Here is a 653-nt window from a genome sequence, read left to right on the forward strand (position 1 = left end):
GTTGATATCAAACGATGTAATTTGTGTTGGGTATTTAAAATTCATCACGGAGGACTTATGAGAATTGTTCTATTTTGGGTTTTCAGCGTGATAGCCGTCCAGTGGGGATGGTCAACATTTTCGCCTGAAACCTACAGTTTTTGGATAATGTTTGTTGTTGCATTAATTATCAATCTGATTTTTATCGTATTCACTAGGGATAAACGTGATCCACTGGCTCCGATAATTTATCTATGTTGCGCTGTTACTATCATTGGTGCCTTTTTTTTGTTAGGGGTGGAGTATTTATCTGATTTAATTCAAGGAGTGAGTTAAATGAACGTTGAAATGCAACAATTCATGCTTGGTCTGTGCTGGGTAATGATTCCTGTTTTTGGCATCATTTTAACGGTGGCTTACGCACATGAAAAGAGAAGTTTAATGGCTGTTTCGGCACTCATTGCCTACCTACTGTCGATTGTTTTATTTTCTGCCGGGTTCTATAACGACGCTTCATTTTGGGGAGAGTATCCGCGAGAAATACCGTTAGCAGTCTTGTACGGCGCTGGGGTGGCGACTGGTTTCTTTATTCTTATTGGTGGGATATGTTATGGCGCTACTAGGATGGTAAATAATGAGCGAAAATGAAGATATTAAAATAAAGAGGACTATTG

Annotated in this window: 2 protein-coding genes; both read left to right on the top strand. The window is 39.1% G+C overall.

Annotated features, from left to right (window positions below; translation table 11 throughout):
• On the top strand, positions 1–315 hold a 315-nt coding region (locus H5P17_RS26600; RefSeq protein WP_220496981.1), incomplete at its 5' end, for a hypothetical protein.
• The gene (locus H5P17_RS26505; protein WP_182825927.1) at positions 316–627 is read left to right on the top strand and encodes a hypothetical protein; all 312 of its coding nucleotides are present in this window, start codon (positions 316–318) and stop codon (positions 625–627) included.
• Positions 628–653: the final 26 nt, after the last annotated feature.

Source organism: Serratia sp. OS31 (assembly GCF_014164835.1).
Taxonomy (GTDB): Bacteria; Pseudomonadota; Gammaproteobacteria; order Enterobacterales; family Enterobacteriaceae; genus Serratia; species Serratia liquefaciens_A.

Excerpts from the sequence above, each read along its gene's own strand:
- H5P17_RS26505 (WP_182825927.1), top strand. The coding sequence starts at position 316 with ATGAACGTTGAAATGCAACAATTCATGCTTGGTCTGTGCTGGGTAATG.